The sequence below is a fragment of the Dactylosporangium siamense genome, assembly GCF_016862795.1.
Lineage (GTDB): Bacteria > Actinomycetota > Actinomycetes > Mycobacteriales > Micromonosporaceae > Dactylosporangium > Dactylosporangium siamense.
In genome coordinates this window covers 14,541-39,921 of the sequence record NZ_BONQ01000035.1, presented here as the reverse complement: position 1 = coordinate 39,921, position 25,381 = coordinate 14,541, and the positions used below count along the sequence as shown (strand labels likewise).

The 25,381-nt window shown below is 71.3% G+C and carries 26 protein-coding genes; 25 read left to right on the top strand and 1 reads right to left on the bottom strand.

Annotated elements, in window-relative coordinates; genetic code table 11:
- The first annotated feature begins 14 nt into the window (after positions 1-14).
- The 13 genes from Dsi01nite_RS12000 to dapB all read left to right on the top strand — a co-directional run bounded on the left by Dsi01nite_RS12000 (position 15) and on the right by dapB (position 12,041).
- Complete coding sequence (locus Dsi01nite_RS12000; protein ID WP_203846181.1) at positions 15-395, top strand: hypothetical protein; 381 nt, start codon at positions 15-17, stop codon at positions 393-395.
- Between the two features lie 20 nt (positions 396-415).
- Positions 416-712 (top strand): DUF503 domain-containing protein, encoded by a 297-nt coding sequence (locus Dsi01nite_RS11995; RefSeq protein WP_033357872.1) that lies wholly within the window; start codon positions 416-418, stop codon positions 710-712.
- 87 nt (positions 713-799) lie between these two features.
- The gene (rbfA, locus tag Dsi01nite_RS11990; RefSeq protein ID WP_203846180.1) at positions 800-1,297 is read left to right on the top strand and encodes a 30S ribosome-binding factor RbfA; all 498 of its coding nucleotides are present in this window, start codon (positions 800-802) and stop codon (positions 1,295-1,297) included.
- On the top strand, positions 1,294-2,325 hold the full coding sequence (locus Dsi01nite_RS11985) for a DHH family phosphoesterase (protein ID WP_203846179.1): 1,032 nt from the start codon (positions 1,294-1,296) through the stop codon (positions 2,323-2,325). The genes rbfA and Dsi01nite_RS11985 overlap by 4 nt, the downstream gene beginning before the upstream one ends.
- A 63-nt stretch (positions 2,326-2,388) precedes the next feature.
- On the top strand, positions 2,389-2,790 hold the full coding sequence (locus Dsi01nite_RS11980) for a hypothetical protein (protein ID WP_203846178.1): 402 nt from the start codon (positions 2,389-2,391) through the stop codon (positions 2,788-2,790).
- A gap of 147 nt (positions 2,791-2,937) precedes the next feature.
- A complete protein-coding gene (locus tag Dsi01nite_RS11975) occupies positions 2,938-3,156 on the top strand; it encodes a DUF6186 family protein (protein WP_203846177.1) in 219 nt (72 codons plus the stop codon).
- A gap of 555 nt (positions 3,157-3,711) precedes the next feature.
- Positions 3,712-4,998, top strand: coding sequence for an MATE family efflux transporter (locus tag Dsi01nite_RS11970; protein ID WP_203846215.1), 1,287 nt, complete (start codon positions 3,712-3,714; stop codon positions 4,996-4,998).
- Between the two features lie 80 nt (positions 4,999-5,078).
- The gene (gene truB / locus Dsi01nite_RS11965) at positions 5,079-5,912 is read left to right on the top strand and encodes a tRNA pseudouridine(55) synthase TruB (protein ID WP_239135848.1); all 834 of its coding nucleotides are present in this window, start codon (positions 5,079-5,081) and stop codon (positions 5,910-5,912) included.
- Positions 5,913-5,984: 72 nt separating this feature from the next.
- Complete coding sequence (locus Dsi01nite_RS11960) at positions 5,985-6,926, top strand: bifunctional riboflavin kinase/FAD synthetase (RefSeq protein ID WP_203846175.1); 942 nt, start codon at positions 5,985-5,987, stop codon at positions 6,924-6,926.
- A gap of 94 nt (positions 6,927-7,020) precedes the next feature.
- Positions 7,021-7,290 (top strand): 30S ribosomal protein S15, encoded by a 270-nt coding sequence (rpsO, locus tag Dsi01nite_RS11955; RefSeq protein ID WP_203846174.1) that lies wholly within the window; start codon positions 7,021-7,023, stop codon positions 7,288-7,290.
- A gap of 217 nt (positions 7,291-7,507) precedes the next feature.
- Entirely contained in the window at positions 7,508-9,967 is a 2,460-nt protein-coding gene (locus Dsi01nite_RS11950; RefSeq protein WP_203846173.1) for a polyribonucleotide nucleotidyltransferase, read from the top strand.
- A gap of 3 nt (positions 9,968-9,970) precedes the next feature.
- Positions 9,971-11,284, top strand: coding sequence for a M16 family metallopeptidase (locus Dsi01nite_RS11945; RefSeq protein ID WP_203846172.1), 1,314 nt, complete (start codon positions 9,971-9,973; stop codon positions 11,282-11,284).
- Positions 11,285-11,294: 10 nt separating this feature from the next.
- Positions 11,295-12,041 carry a 4-hydroxy-tetrahydrodipicolinate reductase gene (dapB, locus tag Dsi01nite_RS11940; protein WP_275423352.1) on the top strand — a complete coding sequence of 249 codons (747 nt, stop codon included), beginning with the start codon at positions 11,295-11,297 and terminating at the stop codon, positions 12,039-12,041.
- Between the two features lie 84 nt (positions 12,042-12,125).
- Here the strand turns inward: dapB and Dsi01nite_RS11935 are convergent, their stop codons facing one another.
- Positions 12,126-12,731 (bottom strand): GNAT family N-acetyltransferase, encoded by a 606-nt coding sequence (locus Dsi01nite_RS11935; protein ID WP_203846171.1) that lies wholly within the window; start codon positions 12,729-12,731, stop codon positions 12,126-12,128.
- A gap of 156 nt (positions 12,732-12,887) precedes the next feature.
- Between Dsi01nite_RS11935 and Dsi01nite_RS11930 the strand changes: the two genes are divergently transcribed.
- The 12 genes from Dsi01nite_RS11930 to Dsi01nite_RS11875 all read left to right on the top strand — a co-directional run bounded on the left by Dsi01nite_RS11930 (position 12,888) and on the right by Dsi01nite_RS11875 (position 25,354).
- Positions 12,888-14,219 (top strand): glycosyltransferase 87 family protein, encoded by a 1,332-nt coding sequence (locus tag Dsi01nite_RS11930; RefSeq protein WP_203846170.1) that lies wholly within the window; start codon positions 12,888-12,890, stop codon positions 14,217-14,219.
- A gap of 72 nt (positions 14,220-14,291) precedes the next feature.
- Complete coding sequence (locus tag Dsi01nite_RS11925) at positions 14,292-15,506, top strand: winged helix-turn-helix domain-containing protein (RefSeq protein ID WP_203846169.1); 1,215 nt, start codon at positions 14,292-14,294, stop codon at positions 15,504-15,506.
- A gap of 93 nt (positions 15,507-15,599) precedes the next feature.
- Entirely contained in the window at positions 15,600-16,112 is a 513-nt protein-coding gene (locus tag Dsi01nite_RS11920; RefSeq protein ID WP_373318768.1) for a DUF2752 domain-containing protein, read from the top strand.
- A 9-nt stretch (positions 16,113-16,121) separates the two neighbouring features.
- A complete protein-coding gene (gene thyX, locus Dsi01nite_RS11915; RefSeq protein ID WP_203846167.1) occupies positions 16,122-16,859 on the top strand; it encodes an FAD-dependent thymidylate synthase in 738 nt (245 codons plus the stop codon).
- A gap of 36 nt (positions 16,860-16,895) precedes the next feature.
- Positions 16,896-17,849, top strand: coding sequence for a 4-hydroxy-tetrahydrodipicolinate synthase (gene dapA / locus Dsi01nite_RS11910; RefSeq protein WP_203846166.1), 954 nt, complete (start codon positions 16,896-16,898; stop codon positions 17,847-17,849).
- A complete protein-coding gene (locus tag Dsi01nite_RS11905) occupies positions 17,846-19,534 on the top strand; it encodes a ribonuclease J (RefSeq protein ID WP_203846165.1) in 1,689 nt (562 codons plus the stop codon). The genes dapA and Dsi01nite_RS11905 overlap by 4 nt, the downstream gene beginning before the upstream one ends.
- Before the next feature lie 9 nt (positions 19,535-19,543).
- Positions 19,544-19,957: a DUF2784 domain-containing protein gene (locus Dsi01nite_RS11900; RefSeq protein WP_203846164.1), complete on the top strand. Its 414-nt coding sequence runs from the start codon at positions 19,544-19,546 to the stop codon at positions 19,955-19,957.
- 2 nt (positions 19,958-19,959) lie between these two features.
- Positions 19,960-22,623 (top strand): FtsK/SpoIIIE family DNA translocase, encoded by a 2,664-nt coding sequence (locus tag Dsi01nite_RS11895; RefSeq protein ID WP_203846163.1) that lies wholly within the window; start codon positions 19,960-19,962, stop codon positions 22,621-22,623.
- A gap of 115 nt (positions 22,624-22,738) precedes the next feature.
- Positions 22,739-22,933: a hypothetical protein gene (locus Dsi01nite_RS11890; RefSeq protein WP_203846162.1), complete on the top strand. Its 195-nt coding sequence runs from the start codon at positions 22,739-22,741 to the stop codon at positions 22,931-22,933.
- Between the two features lie 370 nt (positions 22,934-23,303).
- Positions 23,304-24,257: an AEC family transporter gene (locus tag Dsi01nite_RS11885; RefSeq protein ID WP_239135842.1), complete on the top strand. Its 954-nt coding sequence runs from the start codon at positions 23,304-23,306 to the stop codon at positions 24,255-24,257.
- Positions 24,258-24,265: 8 nt separating this feature from the next.
- Entirely contained in the window at positions 24,266-24,901 is a 636-nt protein-coding gene (locus tag Dsi01nite_RS11880) for a helix-turn-helix transcriptional regulator (RefSeq protein ID WP_239135841.1), read from the top strand.
- 9 nt (positions 24,902-24,910) lie between these two features.
- Positions 24,911-25,354 (top strand): DUF3291 domain-containing protein, encoded by a 444-nt coding sequence (locus tag Dsi01nite_RS11875; protein ID WP_203846161.1) that lies wholly within the window; start codon positions 24,911-24,913, stop codon positions 25,352-25,354.
- Positions 25,355-25,381: the final 27 nt, after the last annotated feature.

Here is a 25,381-nt window from a genome sequence, read left to right as displayed (position 1 = left end):
CCGTCGAATCCGTCATGAACCTCACCTGGTGGTCCATCGAGGTGCGCGACGGGGAGACCCCGGCGCGGCAGTGGCGTGACTCCTGGTCCAGCTCGTTGCTCGAGGCCGCCGTCACCCACGGCGCCCACGACTTCATCTGGCAGGCCGAGCCGTTCGGGGTGGTGCTGGAGCTCGGCTTCGCCGAGCACGAGACCGGCGCCTGGGACCGGTTCCGGCAGCTGCCGGCGGTGGTGGCCGCCCTCGACGCGGTCGACCCGCGCACGCTCTATGTCTACCCGGGCCGTGGCGGCAGCGCCGGCGCCGGGCTGCCGCGGCGCACCCCCCGCCCGATCGTGGAGGACGCCGCGCCCCTGCCCGTGACCCCAGCCCCATTATTGCTGGCCAGGGCGACCTAGACTCGTTAGGATCTTGGGCCGTGTATACCGGAACCGCGGTCTTCGACATGCTCCTTCCCGGTGACTCCCGCTCGCTGAAGGCCAAGCGCGCCTACGTGCGGCCGCTCGTGGCGTATCTGCGCAAGTTCGAGGTGTCCGTCGCCGAGGTCGGCGCCCTCGACCTGCACGGACGCGCCGAGATCGGCGTCGCGGTGGTCGCCTCCGAGGCCGCGCACGTGCGTGAGGTCCTGGACACCATCGAGCGGGCGGTCGCCGGCCGACCCGAGATCGAGTTGCTCTCCGTGCGCCGCCGGCTGCACGGTGACGATGACGAGTAATCCTGAGTTCCGTGCGCGGCCTCCGGGTCGTGCCGCGGGTAATGTCAGAGCGTTGGTCAGATCGTTTTGGCTGCGGAGGTGTTCGAGATGACGGATCCGGCAAAGGTGCGCCGGCACGCGGAGCGCGTGAAAGAGCTGGTCGCTTCGGTGGTGCGGACACAGGTCAAGGACCCTCGGCTGGGCATGATCACGATCACCGACGCGCGGATCACCGCCGATCTGCGTGAGGCGACCGTGTTCTACACGGTCCTCGGTGACGCGACGGCACAGTCGGGCACGGCAGCGGCGCTGGAGAGCGCCAAGGGGCTCCTGCGGTCCACCGTCGGCAAGGCCCTCGGGCTGCGCCACTCGCCGAGTCTCGCGTTCGTGCACGACGACGTGACCGAGCACGTGAAGCACATCGACGACCTGCTGGCGACCGCGCGCAGCGCCGACGCTGAGGTCCAGCGCCGGGCCGCGGGCGCGCACTACGCGGGCGACGCCCAGCCCTACAAGCTCGAGGACGAGCTGGAGACCGGAAGCGACGACCTGGCGGGGGCCGAAGGCGCCGACGACGAGGTCGTCGTCGGCCAGGACCGGCGGTGACCCTCGGGCAGGCCGTGCGACCGACGCCCGGGGAGTGGGACGCAGCGGTGTCAGCGCTGCGCGGCCTGCCCCCGGGCGCCCGCGTGCTCCTCGCGTGTCACGTCAACCCCGACGGTGACGCCCTGGGCAGCATGCTCGGCTTCGCGCTCGGTCTGCGCCGCTTCGCCCCGTCGTTCGTGATCGAGGCGACCTTCCCCGGCCCGATGGTCGTCCCGGCGCCCTTCGACCGGCTGCCGGGCGCGTCGATGCTGGTGCCCGAGAGCGCGGTGAGCCTGCCCGACGCGATGCTGGTGTTCGACGCGGCCAGCATCGAGCGGCTCGGTGCGCTCGCCGCGACGCTGACCTCCACCCCGGTCGGCATCGTGCTGGACCACCACGCGTCCAACGCCGGCTTCGGCGCGATCAACCTCATCGACCCGACCGCCGCCGCGACGTCGGTCGTGGCCGAGGGCCTGCTCAGCCGGCTCGGCGTCGCGCTGGACCCCGAGATCGCCGAGTGTCTCTACGTGGCCCTCGCGACCGACACCGGCTCGTTCAAGCACGGCTCGACCACCCCGGCCGTGCACGAGCTCGCGGCCCGGCTCATCGCCACCGGCATCCCGGTCGGTGACATCTCCCGCCGCCTGTTCGACACCCGGCCCTACGGCGCGGTCCGGCTCTTCGGCGCCGCGCTGGCCCGCACGGTGCTCGAGCCCGCGGGCGGGCTCGGCCTCGCGTGGACATATGTGACGCTGGAGGACCTCGCCGAGTTCGGCCAGCCGGCGGGGGCGGTCGAGGCACTGATCGACTCGGTGCGTTGCGTCGCGGAGGCCGACCTCGCGTGCGTGGTGAAGCCCGTCGGGCCGGGCGAGTGGTCCGTCTCGATGCGCAGCAAGGGCGCCGTCGACGTCAGCCGCGTCGCGGTCGGCCTCGGCGGCGGCGGGCACCGCTTCGCGGCCGGGTTCAGTGCCGGCGGCACCGTCGAGTCGGTCATGGCGTCGATCCGCGCCGCACTCGCGGACCGGGTCGTCCTCGTGGATCAGGGTTAATCAGGGGTTATCGGGGGCTGCCAGCGCTGGCCCGCCAGGTGGTTTTGCGGTGACAATCGATGTATGGACCGACCTGAGCTGGTTGCGGGGGTCGATCGGGTCTGGGCCCGCCCGGTCGTGCTGGCACCGGTCTTCGCCCTGGCCGCCCTCGTGGGCGGGGCGTTGCCGTCGTTCTCCCTGCGGGCCAACCTTCTCGTGCTCGGCGCCGGCGGTGCGCTGCTGTGGCTCGGGATGTCCGCCACGCTGCCGAAGCGCCCCGCGCCCGCGCGGCTGCCCAGGGCCTCGGCGTGGTGGCTGCTGCCGATCGGGATCTTCGCGGTCGTCGAGGGCGTCACGTTCCTGATCGGCTCGCGGGAGTATCCGACGCTGTCCCGGCTCGCGGACCCGCTGCTGGAGCACTACCCGGCCCGCGCCGCCGCGTACTTCGGCTGGCTGTGGGTGTTCTGGGCGATGGTGCGGCGATGAGCGGCCAGCGGAGCGGCTCGGGCCGCTCATCGTGTGGCGGGTTTGGCTCGGGCCGCTCGTCATGTGGCGGGTTTGGCTCGGGCCGACGCTGGAGCGTAGCGGAGGCGGTGGCATGAGCGGCCAGCGGAGCGCGGCGGAGGCGGTGGCATGACCCTGGCTCAGGTGGGCATCGCGGCCGCGTTCGCGGTGGCCCTCGGACTGTTCGCGGCGGTGGAGATCGCGGCCCGCCGTGAGGGCTCGCGGGTGCCGACCCTCGGCGAGGTCTGCGGGGTCGTCATGCGCTACCGGGTGGGCCCGCTGCCGGTCGGGCGGATCGCGATGTTCGGCTTCTGGTGGTGGCTGGGCTGGCACTTCCTGGCCCGCTGAGCTGCGCCCCTGACCGCTTTCCGACATGTGAACCCGCGGGTAACAACGTCCAAATCGCGGGATGACGTCGCACATGCTGGAACTGAACGATAACTTAGTCACCATGCGCATCGTACGAATTCTTCGCAGCCCGTCCCGGGGCTGACCGCTTCTGCGGAACCCGGCGGCGGGCGTCACACGGCCCAGGTCACACCACAGCCGCCGAATGCGAGGAATCCAGATGCGCCGGACCCACCGATCCACGTTTCAGACCGACATCACCCACCGTCGGTCTCCTGGTCGTGCGTTGGCGTGGCCGCCGGTGACCCCGGCGCCCCTGCGATCGGACCGTCAACACACCAACCGCGCCGCCGGCCGTCCTGCCGGCAAGCGTCACCAGTCAGGAGACCAGTCTCATGCCTGAGCAGCCGAAGCCCCAGCCCAAGCCGCAGGAGTCCACCCCCGACACGCGCGAGCGCGCCCGCGCCGCCCTGCAGATGTCGATGGACCGGCGGGGCTGATCCACTGTTGTAAGTAGCGCGTCGGGAGGGAACTCCTTACGCTGTCGCGGTGACCATGCGTCGTGTCGCCGCCCTCGCCCTGCCGGCGCTCGTCGTGCTGGCCGCCGAGCCGCTGTATGTCCTGGTGGACACGGCGGTCGTCGGGCACCTCGGCCGCGCGGAGCTCGGCTCCCTGGCGATCGGCGGGCAAGTCATGGCGCTCGCCGTGTGGCTCGGCAACGTGCTGGCCTACGGCACCACCGGCCGCGCCGCGCGCCGCTTCGGCGCCGGTCAGCGCGGGGCCGCGGTCGAGGAGGGCGTCCAGGCCTCCTGGCTGGCCTTCGCCGCGGGCGTCGCCATCATGGTGACCCTGGAGGTCGCCGCCGGACCGCTGACCCGTGCCATCGCCGGCGCCGCGGGCCCGGTCGCCGACGGTGCGGCCGACTGGCTGCGCATCGCCGCGCTCGGTGCGCCCGGACTGCTGCTGGGCACCGCCGGCAACGGCTGGATGCGTGGCGTCCAGGACACCCGCCGGCCGCTGTACTACGTGCTCGGCGCCAACGCGCTGTCCGCGGTGCTCTGCCCGCTGCTGGTCTACCCGTTCGGGCTCGGCCTGGAAGGCTCCGCCGTCGCCAACGTCATCGCGCAGACGGCCGTCGGGCTGCTGTTCGTGCGGGCGCTGCTGACCGAGCGCGTCCCGCTGCGCCCGCACCTCGACGTGATCCGCCGCCAGCTGACGCTCGGGCGTGACCTGCTGCTGCGCGGCGCCGCGTTCCAGGCGTGCTTCCTGTCCGCCTCGGCGGTCGCGGCCCGCTTCGGCACCGCCAGCCTCGCCGCGCACCTCATCGCCATCCAGCTGTTCTTCTTCACCGCCCTGGCCCTGGACGCGGTCGCGATCGCCGCGCAGTCCCTCGTCGGCGCGGCCCTCGGCGGCGACCGTGCCGACGAGGCGAAGCTGCTCGCCCGCCGGATCACCACCGCCGGCCTCGTCTCCGGGATCGCGTTCGCGTTCCTCGTCGCGGCCGCTCTGGCGACCGTCCGGCCCTGGTTCGGCGCCGATCCGCAGGTGTACGCCCAAGCCAAGAGCGCCTGGTGGTGGTTCGTCGCCATGATGCCCGCGGCGGGCGTCGTCTTCGCCCTCGACGGTGTCTTCCTCGGCGCCGGCGACATCAGATACCTGCGCAACCTGACCCTGGTGTCGGCCCTCGGTGGGTTCCTGCCCGGCATCTGGCTGGCGTACTGGCTCGACGCCGGCCTGGGCGGCGTGTGGGTCGCCCTCTGCCTGTTCATCGCGCTGCGCCTGGCCGGGCTGCTGTGGCGCCTCGCCGGTGACCGTTGGGCCGTCACCGGCGCGGTCAGGTAACCCCTCCACTAGGCTCTCCCGTCGTGGCGCAGAAGGCAGCAACGCAGGGCGGACTGGTCGTCGTCGACAAGTCCGGCGGGATGACCTCGCACGACGTGGTGTCGCGGATGCGGCGGCTGGCGAAGACGCGCCGGGTCGGGCACGGCGGGACCCTCGACCCGATGGCGACCGGGGTGCTCATCATCGGTGTGGAGAAGGCGACCCGCCTGCTCACGTACGTGATCGGCAGCACCAAGGAGTACCGCGCCACGATCCGGCTCGGGCAGGCGACCGTGACCGACGACGCCGAGGGCGAGGTCGTGTCCACAGTGGACGCGAGCGGCGTCACCGACGGGGACGTGCACACCGGGCTGGAACCGCTGCGCGGGGAGATCCTGCAGGTGCCGAGCGCGGTGTCGGCGATCAAGGTGAACGGGGTGCGCTCGTATCATCGCGTCCGCTCCGGCGAGGAGGTCGCGCTGCAGGCCCGGCCCGTCACCGTGGCCCGTCTCGACGTCCTGGGGATCCGGCGCGAACCCGGCTGGGTCGACGTCGACGTGGACGTCGCCTGCTCGTCCGGCACCTACATCCGCGCGCTCGCCCGGGACCTCGGCGCGACGCTCGGGGTGGGCGGGCACCTGACCGCGCTGCGCCGCACCGCCGTCGGCGCGTTCACCCTCGCCGAGGCGGCGACCCTGGAGCAGCTCGCCGACCGGGAGGACCCGGTCACGATGCCGCTGCCGGCCGCCGCCGACCGGTGCTTCCCGCGCCGCGACGCCGACGAGGTCGAGGCGAAGACGCTGTCGCACGGCGGCTCCCTGGCACCGGTCGGGATCGCCGAGCCGTACGCGGTGTTCGCGCCCGACGGCACCGTCCTGGCGATCGTCCGGGAGAAGGACGGCCGGGCCCGGCCCGAGATCGTGCTGGTGCCGTGAACCGGGCGGCCGGGCACGTGCCGTACACCTGCCGCAAATGTTGCGACAGCACCCTCGGCTAGGCTCGAAGCCATGCAGCGGTGGCGGGGAACACAGGCGGCGCCGGGTGGCTGGGGGCGTGCGGTCACCACGATCGGCGTCTTCGACGGCGTGCACCGGGGGCACCAGCAGGTGATCGGGCACGTCGTGAAGCGAGCCGGTGAGCTGGGCGTGCAGTCGGTCGTGCTGACGTTCGACCCGCACCCGTCGGAGGTGGTGCGGCCGGGGTCGCACCCGGCCGTGCTGAGCGAGCCGTCCCGCAAGGCGGAGCTGATCGAGGCGCTCGGGGTCGACGTGCTGTGCGTCATCCCGTTCACGGTCGAGTACTCCCACCTCTCACCCGAGGCGTTCGTCCACGACGCGCTGGTCGAGCACCTGCACACGTCGCTGGTCGTGGTGGGGGAGAACTTCCGGTTCGGTCACAAGGCCGCCGGCGACCTGCAGCTGCTGCACCGGCTCGGCCGCACGTTCGGCTTCGGGGTCGAGGGCGCGCCGCTGGTCGCCGAGGAGGGCACCGTGTTCTCCTCGACCTACATCCGGGCCTGCGTCGACGCCGGTGACGTCGTCGCCGCGACCCGCGCGCTCGGCCGGCCGCACCGGGTCGAGGGCGTCGTCGTGCGCGGCGACCAGCGCGGCCGTGAGCTGGGCTTCCCCACGGCCAACCTGCTGACCTCGGCGAACGCGGCGATCCCGGCCGACGGGATCTACGCGGCCTGGGTCACCCGGGACCGGGACCGGGTGTCGCACCCGGCGGCGGTCTCCATCGGCACCAACCCGACGTTCTCCGGCAAGGAGCGGCGGGTCGAGTCCTACATCCTCGACTTCACCGGTGACATCTACGGCGAGCGGATCTCCGTCGACTTCGTCGAAAGGCTCCGTGAGCAGCGGACCTATACCGGGATCGAGCCGCTGATCGAGCAGATCCGGGACGATGTCGCACAGACCAGACGCGTGCTGGAACGGCCCGTCTGTTAGCCTTGGATCGACGCCGGGTGACCGGCGGGGGTCAGGCTGCCTGCACGACGCCGCGGGGCTGACCTTTTCTGCACGTAACCTCGATAGGGAGATCATGGCGCTCGACTCTGCGCAGAAGACCGAGATCATGGGCAAGTACGCGACCGTTGAAGGGGACACCGGCTCGCCGGAGGTCCAGGTCGCGATGCTGACCAAGCGGATCGCGGACCTCACCGAACACCTCAAGCTGCACAAGCACGACCACCACAGCCGGCGTGGCCTGCTGCTGCTGGTCGGCCGTCGCCGCCGCCTGCTCAACTACCTGCAGCGCAGCGACATCGCCCGCTACCGTTCGTTGATCGAGCGGCTCGGCCTGCGGCGATAACGACGCACACGGTGGGGAGCGGCGTCCATGCGTCGCTCCCCTTCGTGTAGTGACACACTGGTAGCAACTCTTGTAACAGCGCCCCCCGCCGAGCGCGTCGGCGCACCGGTCCTCGGTAGTGGCTCCCGGGCAGCACAAGCCCCGTGAGCTTCGATCGAAGACCGGCCGCAGACGCTCCGCCCTGGGCGCACCACAACCCAAAGGAGCACCACACCACATGACCGAGCAGAGCACTCTCGGTACGCACTTCAGCACCGCGGTCATCGACAACGGCGCGTTCGGCACCCGGGAGATCACGTTCTCCACGGGTCGCCTGGCGCGCCAGGCCGCCGGGTCCTGCCTCGCGCAGCTCGGCGAGACCGTCGTGCTGTCGGCGACCACCGCCGGCAAGACGCCGAAGGACCAGTTCGACTTCTTCCCCTTGACGGTCGACGTCGAGGAGCGGATGTATGCCGCGGGCCGCATTCCCGGCTCGTTCTTCCGCCGTGAGGGCCGGCCCAGCGAGGACGCGATCCTCACCTGCCGCCTGATCGACCGGCCGCTGCGCCCCAGCTTCGTCAAGGGCCTGCGCAACGAGGTCCAGGTCGTCGAGACGATCCTCGCCCTCGACCCGGCGCACCCCTACGACGTCGTGGCGATCAACGCCGCCTCGCTGTCGACCAAGCTGTCCGGCCTGCCGTTCTCCGGCCCGATCGGCGCCACCCGCATGGCGCACGTCGACGGCCAGTGGATCGCGTTCCCGACGCTCGAGGAGCTCGGCCGGGCGACGTTCGACATGGTCGTCGCCGGCCGGACCCTCGCCGACGGTGACGTCGCGATCATGATGGTCGAGGCCGAGGCGACCGAGCACACCGTGGCCCTGATCGCCGGTGGCGCCCCCGCGCCGACCGAGGAGGTCGTGGCCAGTGGCCTCGAGGCCTCCAAGCCGGCCATCCGCGAGCTGTGCCGGGCCCAGTCCGAGCTCGCGGCGGTTGCCGCGAAGCCGGTCCAGGAGTTCCCCGTCTTCCTCGACTACCAGCCCGACGCCTACGAGGCCGTCGCCGGCGCGGTGAAGGACGAGGTCGTCGAGGCCCTGCGCATCTCCTCCAAGGCGGAGCGCGAGGAGGCCCTCGACCGCATCAAGGAGGCCGCCTTCCAGCGCCTCGCCGGTGCCTTCGACGGCCGCGAGAAGGAGGTCGGCGCCGCGCTGCGGTCGCTGACCAAGAACGAGGTCCGCGCCCGCGTCCTGCGCGAGCAGGTCCGCATCGACGGCCGCGGCCCGCGGGACATCCGTCCGCTGACCGCCGAGGTCCAGGTCCTCCCGCGGGTCCACGGCTCGGCGCTGTTCGAGCGCGGCGAGACCCAGATCCTGGGCGTCACCACGCTGAACATGCTGCGCATGGAGCAGACGCTGGACACCCTGGCGCCGGAGAAGTCCAAGCGCTACATGCACAACTACAACTTCCCGCCGTACTCGACCGGTGAGACCGGCCGGGTGGGCTCGCCCAAGCGGCGCGAGATCGGCCACGGCGCGCTCGCCGAGCGGGCCCTGATCCCGGTGCTGCCGGCCCGCGAGGAGTTCCCCTACGCGATCCGTCAGGTTTCCGAGGCCCTCGGCTCCAACGGCTCCACGTCGATGGGTTCGGTCTGCGCGTCGAGCATGGCGCTGCTGTCCGCCGGTGTGCCGCTGAAGGCGCCGGTCGCGGGCATCGCCATGGGCCTCATCTCCGACGAGGTCGACGGCAAGACCGAATACGTCACGCTCACCGACATCCTCGGTGCCGAGGACGCGTTCGGCGACATGGACTTCAAGGTCGCCGGCACCCGTGACTTCGTGACGGCCCTGCAGCTGGACACCAAGCTCGACGGCATCCCGTCGGACGTCCTCGCGGGCGCCCTGCAGCAGGCCCACGACGCGCGGCACGTCATCCTCGACGTGATGGCCGAGGCGATCGAGTCGCCGGCCGGCATGAGCCAGTACGCGCCTCGCGTGACCACGGTCCGTATCCCCGTCGACAAGATCGGCATGGTGATCGGGCCCAAGGGCCAGACCATCAACGCGATCCAGGACGAGACCGGCGCCGAGATCAGCATCGAGGACGACGGCACGATCTACGTCGGCGCGACCAACGGCCCGTCGGCCGAGGCCGCGGTGGAGCGGATCAACGCGATCGCCAACCCGACCATGCCGAAGGTCGGCGACAAGTTCCTCGGCACCGTGGTGAAGACGGCCGCGTTCGGCGCCTTCATCTCGCTGCTGCCCGGCCGCGACGGCCTGCTGCACATCTCCAAGGTGGGCAACGGCAAGCGCGTCGACCGGGTCGAGGACTTCCTCAACGTCGGCGACAAGGTCGAGGTGCAGATCGCGGACATCGACAACCGCGGCAAGATCTACCTCGACAAGGTGCTGACCGAGGCCGAGGCCGCAGCGGCGGCGGAGGCCGCGGCGGCGGGTGGCGGCGCTCCTGCCGCGGACCGGCCGTCGGGTCGTGGTGACCGGGGTGACCGGGGCGACCGTGGGCCGCGTTCGCGCGACCGGGGCGACCGTGGTGACCGTGGGCCGCGCCAGGCGTCCGGGGACACCGCGCCGTCGTCGCCCTCGGCTCCGTCGTCCGCTTCGTCTGACGAGGGCGGCGAGGGCGGCGAAGGCGGCGAGGACGGCGGCGAGTTCCGTCGCCGGCGGAACCGGCACAGCTGAGACATGGCGAGTCGACCGCTGACCCAGACGTTGGCAGAGGACCCGCTGGGTGGCACGGTGCGCCGCACCGTGCTGCCCAACGGGCTGCGCATCCTGACCGAAGCGATACCGGCGATGCGCAGCGCGTCGTTCGGCGTCTGGGTCGGCATCGGCTCGCGGGACGAGACCCCGGCGCTGTCCGGGGTCTCCCACTTCCTCGAACACCTGCTGTTCAAAGGCACCAAGCGGCGCACCGCGCTGGAGATCTCCTCCCAGATCGAAGCGGTCGGCGGGGAGACCAACGCGTTCACCGCGAAGGAGTACACGTGCTACTACGCACGGGTCCTCGACGCCGACCTGCCGCTCGCCATCGACGTGGTGTGCGACCTGGTCATCGACTCGGTGCTGACCGATGCGGACGTCGAGACCGAGCGTGGCGTGATCCTCGAGGAGATCGCGATGCACGACGACGAGCCCGGCGACGAGGTGCACGACGTCTTCACCGAGGCGATCTTCGGTAACCACCCGCTCGGCCGGCAGATCTCCGGCAGCGTGGCGAGCATCTCCGCGCTGACCCGCCGGCAGATCGACGGGTTCTACCGCAAGCGGTACCTGCCGTCGCAGATGGTCATCGCGGCGGCCGGCAACCTCGACCACGCGAAGGTGGTCAAGGCGGTCCGGGCGGCGTTCGGCGGGCTCACCGTGGAGTCGGCGCCCGCGGCACGGCGCTCACGCACCACGAGGGTCCCGGCCCGCTCCGGGCAGATCGTCGTGCGCAACAAGGACACCGAACAGGCGCATGTCGTGCTCGGTTGCGTGGGGTACCCACGACAGCACGACAACCGCTTCGCGCTCGGTGCCCTCAACAACGTGCTGGGCGGCGGCATGTCGAGCCGGCTGTTCCAGCAGATCCGCGAGCAGCGCGGGCTGGCCTACTCGGTCTACTCGTTCACGTCGCAGTACAGCGACGCGGGGCTCTTCGGCGTCTACGCCGGCTGCGCGCCGGGCAAGGTCGAGGAGGTCCTCGCCATCACCCGGGACGAGCTGGCCCGGGTCGCGGCGGAGGGCGTCACCGACGCCGAGGTCGAGCGCGGCAAGGGCATGCTCAAGGGCGCCGTCGTGCTGGGCCTGGAGGACACCGGGTCCCGGATGAGCCGCCTCGGCAAGGGCGAGCTGCTGTATGACGAGATGCTGTCCGTCGACGAGGTGCTGCGCCGGGTCGACCTCGTCACCCCCGAGATGGTCCGTCAGGTGGCGGGGGAGCTGCTCTCGCGGCCCATGTCCCTGGCCGTCATCGGGGAGTTCGACGACAACGCCTTCGAAGGGGCTTTGGGATAAATTATCCCGTGTGAACTCTCCTTCAGAGCCGATCAAGGTCGGCGTGCTCGGCGCGCGCGGCCGGATGGGCACCGAGGCGTGCCAGGCCGTGTCCGGCAGCGCCGACCTTTCGCTGGTGGCGTCGCTCGACGTGGGTGATCCGCTCGTCGCCTCGTTCGACGTGCTGGTCGACTTCACCACGCCGGACGTGGTGATGGACAACCTGCGCTGGTGCGTCTCGCACGGCGTGCACGCGGTGGTCGGCACGTCCGGCTTCACCACGGCGCGGCTGGACGAGGTGCGGTCATGGCTCGCGTCCGCCCCCGACGTGGGCGTGGTGATCGCGCCCAACTTCGCGGTCGGCGCCGTGCTGATGATGGAGTTCGCGGCCCGCGCGGCCCGGTTCTTCGAGTCGGTCGAGGTGGTCGAGATGCACCATCCTCAGAAGATCGACGCGCCCAGCGGCACCGCGCTGCGCACCGCCCAGCTCATCGCCGCGGCGCGGGCCTCCGCGGGTCTGGGGCCGATGCCGGACGCCACCACCGAGGAGATGGCGGGCGCCCGTGGCACCGACGTCGAGGGCGTCCCCGTGCACTCGCTGCGGGCCCGCGGGCTCGTCGCGCACCAGGAGGTCCTGTTCGGCGCGGCGGGGGAGACGCTCACCATCCGGCACGACTCGTTCGACCGGAAGTCGTTCATGCCGGGGGTCCTGCTCGCCGTCCGCGCCGTCGTGTCGCGGCCCGGACTGACGGTCGGCCTCGGCCCGCTGCTCGACTGATGGTTACGTTGTGTAACTGATTCGCATTCAGTAGGAGATTCCCGAACTGTGGGATACGGAGGCCCCAATTCGGGCGCAACAGGGTCACATCGCGGTAACGGAAGGGGCTTCGTCGGTCTCGAGTGACGCATGCCACCGGACCTGTGGGACGAGCAGATCATCGACGTCGAGTGACCGGCTGACCCCGTCCGGGGCCCAGCCGGAGCTCTCCAGAAATCGACGCGTAACACGGTCGTCAGCGAACGTCCACGCAAGAGCTGTCGTGAATCCGTCAGTACGCCATAAATCGACACTAGCCGCCAGCAATCGGCTTCCGTGGCCGCGACGCCCCCAGCGGGGTTCGACCAGGACATCGGTGATCGCCGCGGCCTTCGCCAGGACGGTGTGATCTTCGTCCGGGGCGAGGGCGGTGTCGTCTGCCGGACCTGACGCGGCAAACCCCACGACGTATGCTGAGGTCGGCCCACCGGGCGTTTCCTGTTGCTCAACAGCTACCAGGACCCGGTGCGCGGGAGTCGGGGGCTCCGTGATTGCGTCCCGCCACCTGCGGGTAATCCAGTCCTCATCCAGTTGGTCGAGGATGTGTTGGGGCAGTAGTCGCCGATAGGCGACCCGCCAGGTCGTGAGTTGGATTCGCGTGATCTCGACGACGTCGTCGGGTCGCGCAGGTCGGACGAAGCCGAGCGTCATGACGCAGCAGCCTACGGATTTTGTGTGAAGGGCCACGTGGCGGGGTAGCGCCGGCTCGTCACAGTTCGACCCGAGCAACCGTTGAGACAGGCAGAAGGTCAGCCAGCAGCGAGCGAGTGGAGGGCAGCACAAGTGGCGGAGCGAGGACGAGTCGCCGTGTTGACGGCCGTCCGGCCCAAGCTTCGGCCCCGGGTCAAGCAGGTGCTCATCGTGGCGGCCGTCTGGGCCGCCGTGTGGGCCTTCTTGGCGGTGGCCGCCGCGCGAAACGGGTATTTCGACCTCAAGGTCTACTACGGCGCCATGGACTACTGGGTGAACAAGGGTGGCGACATCTATGACTACCTGGTTCCCGGCACGCCGTACGGCTTCACCTATCCACCGTTCGCCGCCGCGCTGATGTCGCCCATGGCGCTCATCGGCTGGCACACCGCGATCGCGATCAGCGTGACGATGAACGTCGTCGCGCTGGGCTTCATCATCACCTGGCTCATCGGCCCCGTCATCAGGCGCCAGGGCTGGCAGTTCTGGTTCTCCCTCGCCATCGCGTTCGCCCTCGTCGCGGCCTTCGAGCCGGTGCGCGAGACCGTCAACTTCGGCCAGGTCAACATCCTGCTGCTGTTCATGGTCGTCGGCGACCTGCTGCTCCTGGTCCGCGGCGGCTCACGCCTCGGCGGCATCGGCATCGGCCTGGCCACCGCGATCAAGCTCACGCCGGGCGTGTTCATCGTGTATCTGCTGGTGACCCGCCGCTGGCGCGCCGCCGCGGTCTCCACGGCCACCGCGGCCGCCGCGACCTGGGCGGCGGCGACCTTCGCGCCGGACGCCTCGCGGGTCTTCTGGACCGACGCGATGTGGAACACCGACCGCGTCGGCTCGGCCTCGTTCGTGTCCAACCAGGCACTCAGCGGTCTTGCCGCCCGCCTGTACAGCCCCGACCCGGGCAAGCCGGTGTGGATGCTGCTCGTGCTCGGCGCGCTCGCGGTCTGGGTGTGGCGGGTCCGCAAGTCGGTCAAGGTCCGCGACGACCTCGCCGGGCTGGCGCTGACCGGTCTCGTCGGCTGCCTGGTCAGCCCGATCAGCTGGATCCACCACCTGGTGTGGGTGCTCCCGTCGATGGCGGTGCTGCTGGACCACGCGACCGACCGCGGCTACGACGCTCGACGCAGGCGCTACCTCATGATCTTCGGGGTGTTCTCGTTCCTGCTGCTGTGCAGTCGCACGCCGTGGGCGTTCCACCAGAAGTTCGACGGTCTCGGCCTGATCGGCGGCAACGCCTACGTGCTGCTGATGGTCGCCCTGCTGATCACCCTGCCGATCCGGGAGCCCGCTTCGGAGAGCTCCGGGCCGGCGCGCCTGACCAACCCGGCCACGTCGACCGGTCCGGTCGTCGAGGACGTGCCCGACCTGGTCGAGATCGACCGGCGGGTCAGTGCCGCGTTCGACGCGAAGGACGCCGGCGAACCGGCCCGCCCGCTCGTCGGCGCATAACGCGATGTTCTGAGGGCGGCCCCCGACCGGGGGCCGCCCTTTTTTGTCGTACCCCCGGGTTAGCCTCGCGGGGTGCTGACACTCACCCAGGCTCGGAGGATCGCTCTCGCCGCTCAGGGCTTCGCCGACCGGGTCCCGGGCGGCGTGCCGGAGCGGCGTCACCTGAAGCGGGTCCTCGGCCGCACAGGTCTGCTGCAGATCGACTCGGTCAACGTCGTCCAGCGCGCGCACTACCTGCCGGCCTACAGCCGCCTGGGCCCCTATCCGACCGAGCTGCTCGACCGGATGGCCTATCGGCGCCCCCGGGAGCTGTTCGAATACTGGGCCCATGAGGCGTCCCTCGTCCCGGTCCACCTGCACCCGGCGCTGCGCTGGCGGATGCAGTCCGGTTCGGCCTGGGGCCGGATGGTCCGCATGGCCCGCGAGCAGCCCGACCTCATCCGCTGGGTGCTCGACGAGATCCGCGCCAAGGGCCCGATCACGGCCAACGAGGTCGAGGGTGACCTCGCCCGCCCCCGCAGCAAGGACCACTGGGGGTGGAACTGGTCGGACACGAAGACCGCGATCGAGTGGCTCTTCTACACCGGCGAGGTCAGCGTCGCCAGCCGCAACTCCTCCTTCGCCCGGGTCTATGACGTGCCGGAGCGCATCTTTCCCGCGGCCGTCCTCGCCGCGCCCACCCCGGAGCCCGCCGACGCCTACCGTGACCTGGTCCGCGTGGCGGCCAGGTCACTCGGTGTCGCCGCCGAGCCGGAGCTGCGGGACTACTTCCGCCTGCCGCTCGCCGGTGCCCGCACCGCGATCGCCGAGCTGGTCGAGGCCGGTGAGCTCATCCCGACCGAGGTCGAGGGCTGGCAGCCCCGCGCCTACCTGCACCACGAGGCGCCCACCCCGCGCCGCATCGGGGCCGCGACCCTCGTGAGCCCGTTCGACCCGCTGATGTGGGAGCGGGCCAGGGTGGCGCGGCTGTTCGGCTTCACCTACCGCATCGAGATCTACGTGCCGCCGCTGCAGCGCCTCTATGGCTACTACGTCCTGCCGTTCCTGCTCGGCGACCGGCTCGTCGCCCGGGTCGACCTGAAGGCCGACCGGCGCTCCGGGACGCTGCTGGTGCCGGCCGCGTGGGTCGAGCCGCTGACGGGACGCGGGGCGCCGTCCCGCGGGGAGGTGGCCGAGGCGCTGTCGGTGGAGCTGCGCAGGTTCGCCGGGTGGCTGGGGCTGGAGCGGCTCGACCTGCCGGTGGCGGGGGACTTCGCCGTCGACCTGGCCAAGGCGATGGCCGGTTGAGTGTCGGATCTTCGGCGGAGAGCGTCGTAGCAGGCTGGGTGTAGCGTTATGAGGGTGACGTCACCCCTTCAGGCCGCGCCCAGCAGTGACGGGCTGGCGGCGCATCTGCTGGCTGCTGCGGAGCAACCCGCGCCAGGCGGTTATCACTACACCTATGTGGCACCGCCGAAGGGGCGGATCGCCAAGCTGGTGGACAGGATCCCGAGGTGGGCGTCGCCGCTCGGGCTGACGGCGCTGGTGTCCGGGGGCGTGGCGTATGCGTTGCTGATGCGGCCGACCTCGGCCGGCGCCACCGACGTGCCGACGTGCGTGATGAAGCTCTTCACGGGCTTCGACTGCCCTGGGTGCGGTGGCACGCGGGCGGCCTGGTATCTGCTGCACGGTGACATCCCCGCGGCCGCGCACCACCACGCGATGCTGGTCTTCGCCGCGCCGTTCCTGGCGTACATGTACGTGAGCTGGACGCTCAACCGGCTCGCCAACCGGCAGGTGCTGCCGATGCTGCGACTGTCCAGCGGCGTGCTGATCGGATTCCTGGTGGCCTGGCTGGTGTTCTCGGTCGCACGCAACTTGCCCTGGGCGCCGTTCGATTGGCTGTTCGTCTAGGCTTTTTCCATGCTCTCCGCCAAAGCGATCGCCTGGACGCACTTCGAACCTCCCGCCGATGTCCCGTGGGAGACGGACGCGGACGGCGGTCAGGCGCTCGCGGAGTTCGCCGGCCGGGCGTGCTACCAGTCGTGGAAGAAGCCCAACCCGGCGACCGCCACCAACGAGGGCTACCTGCGCCACATCCTGGAGGTCGGGCACCTGTCGGTGCTGGAGCACGGGACCGTGACGTTCTACCTCACCGGCGTGTCCCGGTCGTTCACGCACGAGCTGGTCCGGCACCGGCACTTCTCGTATTCGCAGCTGTCGCAGCGCTACGTGCCGGGGCGCGAGGCGCAGATGGTCGAGCCGGACGTGATCGCCGAGGACCCTGAGCTGCACAAGGTGTTCGTCGAGGCGTCGGAGTCGGCGCTGCGGGCCTACAACGAGCTCCTGGAGGGCCTGGAGGCCAAGTTCAGCGAGGTCGAGAACGGCACCAGCCGGCGCAAGCAGGCCCGGCAGGCGGCCCGGGCCGTGCTGCCCAACGCGGCCGAGACCAAGATCGTGGTCACCGGCAACTACCGGGCGTGGCGGCACTTCGTGACCATGCGGGCGACCGAGGCGGCCGACGTGGAGATCCGTGAGGTGGCGGTCGCCTGCCTCAAGGAGCTGCAACGGGTGGCGCCCAACGTATTCGCCGATTTCACCATCAGCGCGCTGCCGGACGGCACCGAGGTCGCCGCTGGTCAGTACAGCTGGGAATCTTGAGCTGAGCGACCAGAAGACGTCCGCTAGGTTGTGCGTATGACACGCACCGGTTCCGTCCCCGGCCGGCCGTTCGGCCGGCTGCTCAGCGCGATGGTGACGCCGTTCCGCGCTGACGGTTCGCTCGACGTCGACGGTGCGGCGCGGCTGGCCGCTCACCTGGTCGACGACCAGGAGCACGACGGCCTGGTGGTCAACGGGACCACCGGGGAGTCGGCGACGACCAGCGACGCCGAGAAGGACCAGGTGCTGCGGGCGGTCATCGAGGCGGTCGGCGACCGGGCCACCGTGATCGCCGGCGTCGGCACCAACGACACGCGCCACACCATCGAGCTGTCCCACGCCGCGGAGAAGGCGGGAGCCGACGGGCTGCTCGTCGTCACGCCGTACTACAACAAGCCCCCGCAGGCCGGCATCCTGCAGCACTTCCGGTCGATCGCGGACTCCTCCGGCCTGCCGGTGATGGTCTACGACATCCCCGGCCGGACCGGCGTCGCGATCGAGACCGAGACCCTGTGCCGGATCGGCGAGCACGAGCGGATCGTCGCGGTCAAGGACGCCAAGGGCGACCTCGGCGAGAGCGCCTGGGTGATCAAGCGGTCCGACCTGGCGTATTACTCGGGTGAAGACAAGCTGACCCTGCCGTTGCTGTCGATCGGGGCCGTCGGGGTGGTCGGGGTGCCGACGCACATCTTCGGCCCGCAGACCAAGCGGATGATTCTGGCGCACGAGGAGGGCGACGTCGCCCGTGCCCGTGCCCTCCACCTGCAACTGCTCCCCGCGTTCTGCGGATTCTTCCGCACGCAGGGGGTCATCCTCACCAAGGCTGCCCTGACCCTGCTGGACCTTCCCGCCGGGCCGGTGCGCCCGCCGCTGGTGTCGGCCAACGCAGCGGAGCTCGGCCGGCTGCGGGAGGATTGCGCTGAGGCGGGCCGCACGATCGGCACCGCGGACCAGATGGCTCATCACAACGACCTCGGAGTGGCCCTATGACGGTGGCACACATCGAGCTCGAACCACCGCCGCCACTCACTCCAGGCGCCCTGCGGGTCACCCCGCTGGGCGGTCTGGGCGCCATCGGGCGCAACATGACGGTGTTCGAGCACGACGGCAAGCTGCTCATCATCGACTGCGGGGTGCTCTTCCCCGACGTCGAGCAGCCCGGCGTCGACCTGATCCTGCCCGACTTCTCGTCGATCCTCGACCGGCTCGACCGAGTTCAGGCGATCGTGCTCACCCACGGCCACGAGGACCACATCGGTGCCGTGCCGTATCTGCTCGCCCACAAACCCGACATCCCGCTCGTCGGGTCCAAGTTCACGCTGGCACTGGTCGAGGCCAAGCTCGCCGAGCGGCGCATCGAGCCCTACACGCTGACCGTGCGCGAGGGACAGGTCGAGCGGCTCGGCCCCTTCGAGTGCGAGTTCTTCGCCGTGAACCACTCGATCCCCGACGCGCTCGCCGTGGCGGTCACGACGTCGGCCGGCACCGTGCTGCACACCGGCGACTTCAAGATGGACCAGCTGCCGCTGGACGGGCGCATCACCGACCTCGCCGGGTTCGCCCGGATCGGCGCCAAGGGCGTCGACCTGCTGCTGTCGGACTCGACCAACGCGGAGATCCCCGGCTTCGTCACCCCTGAGCGGGAGATCGGTCCGGTCCTGGAGCGGACCTTCGGCCGGGCGACCGGGCGGATCATCGTTGCGTCGTTCGCGTCCCACGTGCACCGGGTCCAGCAGGTGTTCGACGCCGCCCACGTGCACGGGCGGAAGGTCGCGCTGATCGGCCGTTCGATGGTGCGCAACATGGGCATCGCCCGCGACCTGGGGCTGCTGCGGATACCGGCCGGCCTGCTCGTGCCGATCGACGAGGCGATGGGGCTGCCCGAGGACCGGGTCGTGCTGATGTCGACCGGCTCCCAGGGCGAGCCGATGAGCGCCCTCGGCCGGATGGCCAACGGCGACCACCGGCACGTCCAGATCGGCGAGGGCGACACCATCGTGCTCGCGTCGTCGCTGGTGCCGGGCAACGAGACCGCGGTGTACCGCGTGATCAACCAGCTGTCCCGGGCCGGCGCGCTCGTCGTGCACAAGGACGTCGCCAAGGTCCACGTGTCCGGGCACGCCCCCGCCGGTGAGCTGCTCTACCTGCTCAACGTGGTCAAGCCGCGCAACTTCATGCCGGTGCACGGCGAGTGGCGGCACCTGCGGGCGCACGCGCAGCTGGCCCGCGACGCCGGGGTCCCCGGCGACCGGGTCGTGCTCTGCGAGGACGGCGACGTCGTGGACCTCGTGGACGGCAAGGCGTCGCTGGTCGGGCACATCCGCTCGCGGTACGTCTACGTCGACGGTCTCGCCATCGGCGACGTGGGTGAGTCGCTGCTCACCGAGCGCCGCATCCTGGGCGACGGCGGGTTCATCGCCGCGACGGTGGTCATCGACTCGGTGACCGGCAAGGTCGTCGCCGGTCCGACGGTGTCGGCGAAGGGCTTCTCCGACGACCCGGCGGTGTTCGCCGCGGTGCTGCCGCTGGTCACGGACGCGCTCAACAAGGCCGCGACCGAGGGCATCACCGACCCGCACCAGCTGCAGCAGATCGTGCGGCGCACGGTCGGGCGCTGGGTCAACGAGGCCTACCGGCGCCGTCCGATGATCGTCCCGACGGTGGTGGAGGTCTAATCTAGAGGTATGTATGAGGTGTTGGCGTCCACCGTGCTGGTCCTGCACTTCTGCTTCCTCGCCTACGTGGTGCTGGGCGGGTTCTTCGCCTGGCGGTGGCCCAGGGCGTTGTGGCCGCATCTCGCGGCCGCCGCCTGGGGTCTCGCCGTGGTGAGCATCCCGCTCACCTGCCCGTTGACGCTGATCGAGCACTGGGCCCGCCGCAAGGCCGGCGAGTCCGGTGTCGGGCGGGGCTTCATCGACCAGTACATCGAAGGCGTGCTCTATCCGGAGCGGTACACCCACCTCTTGCAGGTGTTGGTGGGGGTCCTGGTCGTGGTGTCGTACGTGGGGATCTACGTGCGCCGCAGAAAGCACCGGAACACGACCACGAATAGCTCCTCGGGGTCCGAAGAAATGTCGGAACCTACCGCTACGGTGTGACCATGGCGGGCCGCACCTCTCAGGCCGGCCGCGGCTCCGGCGCGTCCGGCTCCCGCGGCGGTTCGAGCACGCCGTCCAAGCGTGCTGTTCCCGCCAAGCGCGCCGCGCCCGTTGAGCGCGCCGTTCCTGCCAAGCGCGCCGCTTCCGCAACGCGTTCCACCGCTGCTTCGCGTTCCGCTGCCGCCAAGCGCGCGGCGCCGGTCCGCCGCACCGCGGTGGCGCGGCGTCGGCGTGGTGGCGCGGCGGTCGCCACGCCGCTGGGGCTGCTCGGCCGGGGCATGATCGCGCTCTGGATGGGCGTGGCGCACGGCGTCGGCTGGGCCGCCCGGGCCGTGGGCCGCCAGGCGGCCAGCGCCCGCGACCTGGACCCCGCACACCGCCGCGACGGCGCCGGCCTGGGCCTCATCGGCCTCGCCGTGCTGGTCACCGCCGCGGTGTGGTTCCAGTCCGCCGGGCCGGTCGGGCACTGGGTCGCCGGGATCTGCCACACGTTCATCGGTGGCGCCGCCTCGGTGCTGCCGGTGCTGCTGCTCGTCGGCGGCATCCGCATCATGCGCTCCGACCCCGAGGAGGACCACCGGGGCCGCGGGCTCGTCGGCTGGACCGCGCTGTTCCTCGGCGGCACCGGCCTCATGCACCTGGCGGCCGGCAGCCCCGACAAGCCCGACCTCATGGACAAGGCCGGCGGCCTGCTCGGCCGGGCCGCGGGCGGCCTGCTGGAGAAGGCCGTCACCGCCTGGGTCGCGGTGCCGCTGCTGCTCCTGCTCGGCGGTTTCGGCCTGCTCGTCGTCACCGCCACCCCGATCAGCCGCATCCCGCACCGCTGGCGGCAGCTGCGTGACCTGGCCCTCGGCCGGGTCGAGGACCCGACCCTCGACGTCGACGAGGAGTTCGAGGAGCTCTATGACGAGCCGGAGCCGCGCCCGGCCCGGCGGACCCCGGCCCGCCGCCGGCAGGCGACCGCGCTGCCCCACCCGCTCGACGACCCGGAAGGGCCGCTCGACGGGTATGACGCCTCGGCACCGGACCTCGGCGCCGGTCTCGACGACGACCTGATCGTCCACGACACGGTCGTGCTGCCGCGCCCGCCCGCCGCCGGGTCGCGGAAGAAGGCGAAGGAGCGGGAGAAGGACCCACCGGAGCACTCGCCGCTGCCGACCCGCGCGGAGCAGCTGGCGCTCACCGACGCCGACTACAAGCTGCCGCCGCCCGACCTGCTCGGCACCGGCGACGCGCCGCGCGGACGCACCCGCGCCAACGACGAGGTGACCGCCGCGCTGCAGGGCGTGTTCGAGCAGTTCGGCGTCGACGCGCTCGTCACCGGCTTCACCCGCGGTCCGACCGTGACCCGCTATGAGGTCGAGGTCGGCCACGGCGTCAAGGTCGAACGGATCACGGCGCTGTCGCGCAACATCGCCTATGCGGTGAAGTCACCCGACGTGCGGATCCAGAGCCCGATCCCCGGCAAGAGCGCGGTCGGCGTCGAGATCCCCAACCCCGACCGGGAGAACGTCGCGCTCGGCGACGTCCTGCGCTCGCGGGTCGCGACCGCCGACCACCACCCGCTCATCGTGGCGCTCGGCAAGGACATCGAGGGTGGCTACGTGGTGGCCAACCTGGCGAAGATGCCGCACATCCTGATCGCCGGCGCGACCGGCGCGGGCAAGTCGAGCTGCCTCAACACGCTGCTCGTGTCGCTGCTGACCCGGGCCACGCCCGACGAGGTCCGGCTGCTGCTGGTCGACCCGAAGCGGGTCGAGCTGACCAGCTATGAGGGCATCCCGCACCTGGTCACGCCGATCGTCACCAACCCGAAGAAGGCCGCCGACGCCCTCGACTGGGTCGTGCGCGAGATGGACATGCGCTACGACGACCTGGCCGCCGCCGGCGTCCGGCACATCGACGACTACAACCGCAAGGTCCGCGCCGGGCAGATCACCGCGCCGCCGGGCAGCGAGCGGGTCATCCGGCCCTACCCGTATCTGCTGGTCGTCGTCGACGAGCTGGCCGACCTGATGATGGTCGCCCCGCGCGACGTCGAGGACTCGGTGGTGCGCATCACGCAGCTCGCCCGCGCCGCCGGCATCCACCTGGTGCTGGCCACCCAGCGCCCGTCGGTCGACGTGGTCACCGGTCTGATCAAGGCCAACGTGCCGTCGCGGCTGGCCTTCGCCACGTCCAGCCTCGCCGACTCGCGGGTCATCCTCGACCAGCCGGGCGCGGAGAAGCTGATCGGCCGCGGCGACGCGCTGTTCCTGCCCATGGGCGCGTCGAAGCCGATCCGCATCCAGGGCGCCTGGGTCAGCGAGACCGAGATCAGCGACATCGTCAAGTTCTGCAAGGACCAGCGCGAGCCGGAGTTCCGCGACGGCGTCACCACCAAGCCCGAAGACGTCAAGAAGAAGGTCGACGAGGAGATCGGCGACGACCTCGAGCTGCTGCTGCAGGCGATCGAGCTGGTCGTCACCAGCCAGTTCGGCTCGACCAGCATGCTGCAGCGCAAGCTGCGGGTCGGGTTCGCCAAGGCCGGCCGGCTGATGGACCTCATGGAGACCCGCGGGATCGTCGGCCCGTCCGAGGGCTCCAAGGCCCGCGACGTGCTGATCAAGCCGGACGAGCTGCCCGAGGTGCTCGGCGCCCTGAGAGCCACCGAAGACGACGACTGACACCGCCCCGGCCCGCCGTCCCTCGGTCCCGTGGCACTTGCCCCTTCGACATGCGGGCCCGTAGCGCCGTGCGTGGTGGGCAGGGCGCCGGGCTGGAGCCGGGCGCGGTGGGCGTTTGCTTGGCGTGGCGGGCGTCGCGCCTGGCGTGGCGGGCGTGGTGCCGGGCTTAGCGCGTTGCGTGGTGGGCGTGGTGCTCGGCGTGCCGGGCCCCCTGATGCCTGGTGCGGCATTCGTCGTGCTGGGCGTGGTGCTTGGCGTGTCGTTCGTCGTGCCTGACCTGCTGTTTTGCCTTTTGGCATGCGGGGCGTGATACCTGGCCTGCGTCCTTGGTGCACCGGGCGCCGTGCCGGCAGCGGTGTTCGATCTGCCGAGCGGTTGCTCGGCAGATCGAAGTCGCCGGCGGGCCGTCGAATGGTGGTGCGGGTTGCGCACGTGCACCAGCGCTCGCCGGGGTCGAGCAATGTCGCCTGCGTCGTGGCGCTTCCCGGGTCCAGTCGTCGGTGCCAGCCGTTTCGCCACAAGTCGAAGGATTTCCGGTGAGTCGTGCCCGGAGAACCCACTCATGTCGCGGCGGTGACTGTCGGGCGTGCCGGCAGCGACCGACGCCCTCGACTCCCGGGGACGGCCGGGCCGGGTCGGTGTTGACGTTGGGGGAGTGGGTCGGCAGGGTGGCCTGAGCGGTGGCGATCGAGGAGAAGCGGAGCGGTGCGGCGGTGTTGGCGGCGTTCGTGCCGATCTGGGCGCTCACCGTCGTCGGATACGTCGCCGGGCGCACCGGGGTGCTGGGGCTCGGGGCCGTCGACGTGCTCGGACGGTTCGTGTTCTACGTGGCGATGCCGGCCGCGCTGCTCGACACGCTGATCCGCCAGCCGATCACCGGGCTCGCCGGTGAGGGCGTCGCCGCGTTCGTGGGGGCCACCGTCGCCGTGGGGGCGGTCGGGGTCGGCGTCGCGCGCTGGGGGTTCCGGCGGTCGCTGGGGGAGCAGGCCATCGCCGGCATGGCGGCCGGCTACGTCAACGCCGGTAACCTCGGCATCCCGGTGGCGGTGCAGGTGCTCGGGGACGCGTCGTTCATCGCGGTGGTGCTGCTCATCCAGACCTCGATCCTCACGCCGCTGATCCTCGGCACGCTCGACCTGGCGCGGCAGGAGGACGCCGGCGGGCGCTGGCGGCGGCTGGTGACGGTGCCGCTGCGCAGCCCGGTCATGCTGGCCTGTCTCGCGGGGGTGACGCTCGGTGCCGCCGGGGTGCGGCTGCCGGCGCTGCTGGCCGGTGTGGTCACGCTGCTGGGCGCCGCGGCCGTGCCTTCGGCGCTGGTGGCGCTGGGGTTGTCGCTGGTGCGCACCGACGTCGCAGACCCGGTGCCCGCCCGGCCGGTGGAGGTCGCGCTGTCGGTGCTGCTCAAGTCGTGCGTGCAGCCGGTCGTGTGCTTCGTGCTCGCCAGGTTCGCCCTCGACCTGCACGGCGCCGCGCTGTTCGCGGCGGTGCTGTGCTCGGCGCTGCCGACGGCGCAGAACACGTTCGTGTTCGCGAGGGCGTACGGGGTGGACGGCCGCTTCCCGCGGGATGCCGTGGTCGCGTCCACGGCGGTGTCGATGGTGACGCTGACGGCGGTGGCGGCACTGCTGGGATAGTTGGTCGGGTGGATGCCGCAGCGATCGCCGCCCTCGCCGAGCCGCAACGCCGGGCCGTCTACGAGCACGTTGCCGCCGCCGGGGCGCCGGTCAGCCGTAACGCGGTCGCCGACGCCCTGGAGATCGGGCGCACCCTCGCCGCGCACCACCTGGACCGGCTGGCCGAGGCCGGGCTGCTGGAGGTGTCGTTCGCGCGGGTCAACGGGCGCAGCGGGCCGGGCTCGGGCCGGCCGTCGAAGCTGTACCGGCGCACCGCCGCCGAGCACGGGCTGAGCCTGCCGCCGCGGGACTACCGGACCCTGGCCACGGTCTTCGCCGACGCGATCGAGGAGGCGGGCGTGGAGCCGGCGCTGTTCGAGGCGGCCCGCCGGCAGGGCGAACGCCACCGGAAGGACGACCTGCCGCCCGAGGAGCTGCTGCGGCGGCTGGGCTACGAGCCGTACGAGGACGGCGACGTCTGGCGGCTGCGCAACTGCCCGTTCGACGGGGTGGCGCGTACCCACGCGGCCCTGGTTTGCGGCGCGAACCTCGCATTGCTGGAGGGGGCGCTGGACGGCGTCCGGATCGACCCCCGGCCGGTGGGGTGTTGTGTGACCGTTCGGCGGAGCGTCCCCGGTACCATAAACAATGAAGATAGGTTTTAGAATCTGGAAATGACCTTCCATCTCGCGCAGCTCAACATCGGCCGGACCGTCGGGCCCAAGGACGACCCCCGCATGGCGGGCTTCTACGGCGACCTCGACCGGATCAACGCGCTCGCCGACGGGTGGCCGGGCTTCGTCTGGCGGCTGGTCGACGAGACCGGCGCGGACGCGACGTCGCTGCGGCCCTTCGGCGGCGACGTGATCGTCAACCTGACCGTGTGGGAAGACCTCGAATCACTGCGGGAATTCACGTTCCGTAGCGGCCATCTCGACGTGCTGCGACGGCGTCGTGAGTGGTTCGTCCCACTCGGTGACGTGTACGCCGTCAACTGGTGGATCCCTGCCGGCCACACCCCGACGGTCGACGAGGCGGGCAAGCGGCTGGACCTGCTGCGTCGCAACGGATCGTCACCCGAGGCCTTCACGTTCCGCGACCCGTTCCCCGCAGCCTGAGTCCGGGTCCGCCCGGTACCCTCGACA

Coding starts and splice junctions, on each gene's coding strand:
- Dsi01nite_RS12000 (WP_203846181.1), top strand. CDS start 15: ATGAACCTCACCTGGTGGTCCATCGAGGTGCGCGACGGGGAGACCCCG.
- rbfA (WP_203846180.1), top strand. CDS start 800: ATGACGGATCCGGCAAAGGTGCGCCGGCACGCGGAGCGCGTGAAAGAG.
- Dsi01nite_RS11980 (WP_203846178.1), top strand. CDS start 2,389: ATGGACCGACCTGAGCTGGTTGCGGGGGTCGATCGGGTCTGGGCCCGC.
- Dsi01nite_RS11975 (WP_203846177.1), top strand. CDS start 2,938: ATGACCCTGGCTCAGGTGGGCATCGCGGCCGCGTTCGCGGTGGCCCTC.
- Dsi01nite_RS11970 (WP_203846215.1), top strand. CDS start 3,712: ATGCGTCGTGTCGCCGCCCTCGCCCTGCCGGCGCTCGTCGTGCTGGCC.
- truB (WP_239135848.1), top strand. CDS start 5,079: ATGACCTCGCACGACGTGGTGTCGCGGATGCGGCGGCTGGCGAAGACG.
- Dsi01nite_RS11960 (WP_203846175.1), top strand. CDS start 5,985: ATGCAGCGGTGGCGGGGAACACAGGCGGCGCCGGGTGGCTGGGGGCGT.
- rpsO (WP_203846174.1), top strand. CDS start 7,021: ATGGCGCTCGACTCTGCGCAGAAGACCGAGATCATGGGCAAGTACGCG.
- Dsi01nite_RS11950 (WP_203846173.1), top strand. CDS start 7,508: ATGACCGAGCAGAGCACTCTCGGTACGCACTTCAGCACCGCGGTCATC.
- Dsi01nite_RS11945 (WP_203846172.1), top strand. CDS start 9,971: ATGGCGAGTCGACCGCTGACCCAGACGTTGGCAGAGGACCCGCTGGGT.
- Dsi01nite_RS11935 (WP_203846171.1), bottom strand. CDS start 12,731: ATGACGCTCGGCTTCGTCCGACCTGCGCGACCCGACGACGTCGTCGAG.
- thyX (WP_203846167.1), top strand. CDS start 16,122: ATGCTCTCCGCCAAAGCGATCGCCTGGACGCACTTCGAACCTCCCGCC.
- dapA (WP_203846166.1), top strand. CDS start 16,896: ATGACACGCACCGGTTCCGTCCCCGGCCGGCCGTTCGGCCGGCTGCTC.
- Dsi01nite_RS11905 (WP_203846165.1), top strand. CDS start 17,846: ATGACGGTGGCACACATCGAGCTCGAACCACCGCCGCCACTCACTCCA.
- Dsi01nite_RS11900 (WP_203846164.1), top strand. CDS start 19,544: ATGTATGAGGTGTTGGCGTCCACCGTGCTGGTCCTGCACTTCTGCTTC.
- Dsi01nite_RS11895 (WP_203846163.1), top strand. CDS start 19,960: ATGGCGGGCCGCACCTCTCAGGCCGGCCGCGGCTCCGGCGCGTCCGGC.
- Dsi01nite_RS11875 (WP_203846161.1), top strand. CDS start 24,911: ATGACCTTCCATCTCGCGCAGCTCAACATCGGCCGGACCGTCGGGCCC.